The organism is Sphingopyxis sp. KK2, from assembly GCF_001990265.1.
Lineage (GTDB): Bacteria > Pseudomonadota > Alphaproteobacteria > Sphingomonadales > Sphingomonadaceae > Sphingopyxis.
This window is the reverse complement of sequence record NZ_LYVN01000228.1, coordinates 1-3,651: the sequence shown is the minus strand read 5'-3', so window position 1 is coordinate 3,651 and position 3,651 is coordinate 1. Positions and strand designations below refer to the sequence as shown.

Here is a 3,651-nt window from a genome sequence, read left to right as displayed (position 1 = left end):
ATCGCCGACATAGGCGCGCGCGCGCGCGCCGCCGCGAAGCAACTGGCGACGGTGCCGACCGCGGCCAAGGCAGCGGCGCTGCGCGCAGCGGCCGAGCAGCTGCGCCTGCGCGCCGACCCGATCCTCGACGCCAACCGGCGCGACATGGCCGATGGCCGCGCGGCGGGGCTGTCGGCGGCGATGCTCGACCGGCTGCGGCTCGACGAGGTCCGCCTTGGCGCGATCGCCGAGGCGGTCGAGGCGGTCGCGGCGCTGCCCGACCCCGTCGGCATGGAAATCGACCGCGCGGCGCGTCCGAACGGCATGGTGTTGAGCCGCGTGCGCGTGCCGCTCGGCGTCGTCGGAATCATCTATGAAAGTCGCCCCAATGTCACCGCCGACGCGGCGGCACTCGGGCTGATGGCGGGCAACGCCGTGATCCTGCGCGGCGGCAGCGAGGCGGTGCACAGCAATCGCGCGATTCATGCCGCGCTCGCGGCGGGGCTTGCCCGGACCGGGCTGCCCGCCGACGCGGTGCAGCTGGTGCCGGTGCAGGACCGCGCCGCGGTCGGCGCGATGCTGCGCGCGCAGGGGCTGATCGACATCATCATCCCGCGCGGCGGCAAGAGCCTGGTCGCGCGCGTGCAGGACGAGGCCCGCGTGCCCGTGCTCGCGCATCTCGACGGCATCAACCATCTCTATATCGACGGCGCCGCCGACCCCGCCAAGGCGGTGAGCCTCGCGGTCAACGCCAAGATGCGCCGCACCGGCGTGTGCGGCGCGACCGAGACGATCCTGATCGACCGCGCCTATCCCGCGCCGCTCGCCATCGTCGAGGCGCTGATCAAGGCCGGCTGCGAAGTGCGCGGCGACAAGGATGTCGCGGCCTTGAGCCCGCATGTCACCCCCGCGAGCGCGAACGACTGGGACTGCGAATATCTCGACGCGATCGTGTCGGTCGCGATGGTCGGCGGCCTCAAAGGCGCGCTCGCGCATATCGACGCGCATTCGAGCAAGCACACCGACGCGATCGTCACCGAGGACGCCGCGGTTGCCGAACGCTTCCTCGCCGAGGTCGACAGCGCGATCGTGATGCACAATGCCTCGACCCAATTCGCCGACGGCGGCGAATTCGGCCTCGGCGCCGAAATCGGCATCGCGACGGGGCGCCTCCACGCCCGCGGACCGGTCGCGCTCGAAGGGCTCACTACGTACAAATGGCTGGTGCGCGGGAGCGGCCAGACGCGTCCTTGAATCATTTGTATACAAATGATACATTGGCAGCATGACCAAACATGCCGTCATTTCCGCGCGCATCGATTCGGAAACGCTGGAACTCGTTGACAAGATTGTTGCCGAGCAGGGCCGCAGCCGCGCATGGTTCGTGGCGCAAGCGGTGCGTCACGCCGCCGAGCAGGAAGCACGCTTCGCCGCCTTCCTTCAGGACGGTCGTGAGGACATTGCCGCTGGCCGGGTGAAAGATCATGCGGACGTTCTGGCGATGATGGACGACATGATCGCCGGGCACGAGGCCCGATGCCCGGAATAATCTGGTCGGATAAAGCCGTCGCCGATCTGGTGGCGCTCAATGACTGGCTGACCGAATATCGTCCACCACGGGAAGCGGCCGAGGCCATTCGCGCCATCCGCAATCAGGTCGCCCACCTCGATCAATTCCCTGCCATTGGATCGCCCGTCTACGCCGGCACGCGGAAGCTGCTGATCAAAGGCCAGCCCTTCGTGCTCCTGTACGAGTTCGCCGACGCCAAGCTGCTGATCCTGCGGCTCGTCCACAACCGAAGCGACTGGCAGAGCCTGTTATGATCCCCACCGGTCTCCTCGGCGGCAGCTTCAATCCGGCGCATGGCGGACATCGCGCGATCAGCCTGAACGCGATCGACGCGCTCGACCTTGACGAACTGTGGTGGCTCGTCTCGCCGGGCAATCCGCTCAAGCCCGCGAAGGGCATGGCGCCGCTGCCCGCGCGGCTCGGCTCGGCGCAGCGTGCGGCGCGGCGCTCGCCGATTCGCGCCACCGCGATCGAGGCCGAACTCGGGACGCGCTACACCGTCGACACGCTCAAAAAACTCGTCCGCCGCTATCCCAACCGGCGCTTCATCTGGATCATGGGCGCCGACAATCTCGCCCAATTGCCCCGCTGGCGCGACTGGCGGGGGATCGCGCGATTGATGCCGATTGCGGTTGTCGCGCGTCCGGGCTATAATGGCCGCACCCATGCTGTACAGGCGATGGGTTGGCTTCGGCGCTTCGTCCGGCCCGCGGACCAGAAAAGTCACTGGACGGACTGGAGACCGCCTGCCCTCGTGTTCCTGCGATTTTCGCCCGATGTGCGATCCGCAACTGCAATACGGCAGGCCAACCCCCGCTGGTTCGATAACTATGCTGGCCGCGCGATGCGCGACCCGCTGACGCATTCGCGCCTGGCCACGGACGAAAAGGAATGAAAAAGCTTGATAGCCGCCAGTAAGGATGCCGCGCCCGGCGCCGCACCGAATGACAGCGTGGAGGCCCTCCACGCCCTGATCCTCCACCAGCTGGACGAAGATCAGGCCCAGGAAACCATTTCCATCCCGCTCGCCGGCAAGAGCAGCATCGCCGACCATATGGTGATCGCGAGCGGCCGTTCGACGCGCCATGTCTCGGCAATCGCCGACAAGCTGGCGCAGCGGATCAAGCAGGAAGCGGGCCGCCTCGTCCGCGTCGAAGGCCTGCCCAACGCCGATTGGGTGCTGATCGATGCGGGCGATGTGATCGTCCACCTGTTCCGTCCCGAGGTGCGCAGCTTCTACAACCTCGAGCGCATGTGGTCGTTCGGCGACGCGCCGCCCGTCACCGCTGTAAATTGACGTTTTCAGTCTGTTCGGCCTAAGGCCCGAACAGAGGCGGCACCAGCCCGCTCCCCCACCCGGCCTCCCACAGGCTACTATGGTAGGGGAGGCCGGGTGGGGGAGCGGGCTGGTGCCGCCTTCACCGTAGGTGAAATAGAACGCCATGCTGCTGCACATCATCGCGCGGGGACGCATCGGGCGGTCCCCCGAGGCCGAACTGGTCGAGCGCTATATGAAGCGCGTCACCTGGCCGCAGAAGATCAGCGAATTGCCCGACGCCGGGGGCAAGGTCCCCGCCGCGGCACCCGGCAGCCGCACCATATTGCTCGACGAAACGGGCGAGCAGATCACCTCGCTCGACCTCGCGAAGCTCCTCGAACGCTGGCGCGACGACGGGGTGCGCGAGGCGCGCTTCTGTCTCGGCGCCGCCGACGGCTTCACCCCCGACGAACGCAAGCATGCCGACAAGGCGATCGCCTTCGGCCGTGCGACCTGGCCGCATCTGATGGCGCGCGCGATGCTCGCCGAACAATTGTGGCGCGCGACGAGCATCATCGCCGGCCATCCTTATCACCGCGAGGGACAGCAATGAGGCGGACCTTCGCCCTGCCCGCGCTGCTGCTCGCGCTCGCCGGCGGCGCGCTCGCGGTTGCGCAGAGCGACGTCTTCGATCCCGAGGCGATCGCCGCGCAGGAACGCCGCCAACTGATCGAGGCCAAGGAACAATCGGCCGAGGCGCTGGTCCGCAGCGCCGCGCTCGAAGCGCAGGCGGCCGCGGCAACCGACGCCGCCGACCGGCTGAAAAAGCGCAGCGCCGCGCTCG

Annotated in this window: 6 protein-coding genes and 1 pseudogene; all 7 read left to right on the top strand. The window is 68.0% G+C overall.

Annotated features, from left to right (window positions below):
- Positions 1 to 1,233, top strand: a 1,233-nt coding sequence (locus B1A78_RS20905) for a glutamate-5-semialdehyde dehydrogenase (RefSeq protein WP_077148785.1), incomplete at its 5' end; no start/stop codon positions are given.
- A 31-nt stretch (positions 1,234 to 1,264) separates the two neighbouring features.
- Positions 1,265 to 1,528, top strand: a complete 264-nt coding sequence (locus tag B1A78_RS20900; protein ID WP_077148784.1) for a CopG family ribbon-helix-helix protein — start codon at positions 1,265 to 1,267, stop codon at positions 1,526 to 1,528.
- Complete coding sequence (locus B1A78_RS20895; protein WP_077148783.1) at positions 1,516 to 1,803, top strand: type II toxin-antitoxin system RelE/ParE family toxin; 288 nt, start codon at positions 1,516 to 1,518, stop codon at positions 1,801 to 1,803. Before B1A78_RS20900 ends, B1A78_RS20895 begins: the two co-directional genes overlap by 13 nt.
- Positions 1,800 to 2,444, top strand: coding sequence for a nicotinate-nucleotide adenylyltransferase (locus B1A78_RS20890; protein WP_077148782.1), 645 nt, complete (start codon positions 1,800 to 1,802; stop codon positions 2,442 to 2,444). The genes B1A78_RS20895 and B1A78_RS20890 overlap by 4 nt, the downstream gene beginning before the upstream one ends.
- 6 nt (positions 2,445 to 2,450) lie before the next feature.
- A complete protein-coding gene (rsfS, locus tag B1A78_RS20885) occupies positions 2,451 to 2,846 on the top strand; it encodes a ribosome silencing factor (RefSeq protein ID WP_179102119.1) in 396 nt (131 codons plus the stop codon).
- Positions 2,847 to 2,991: 145 nt separating this feature from the next.
- Entirely contained in the window at positions 2,992 to 3,420 is a 429-nt protein-coding gene (locus B1A78_RS20880) for a 23S rRNA (pseudouridine(1915)-N(3))-methyltransferase RlmH (RefSeq protein ID WP_077148781.1), read from the top strand.
- Positions 3,417 to 3,651: pseudogene (locus tag B1A78_RS20875) on the top strand (metalloendopeptidase); the annotation flags it as partial. The gene B1A78_RS20880 and the pseudogene B1A78_RS20875, both read left to right, overlap by 4 nt.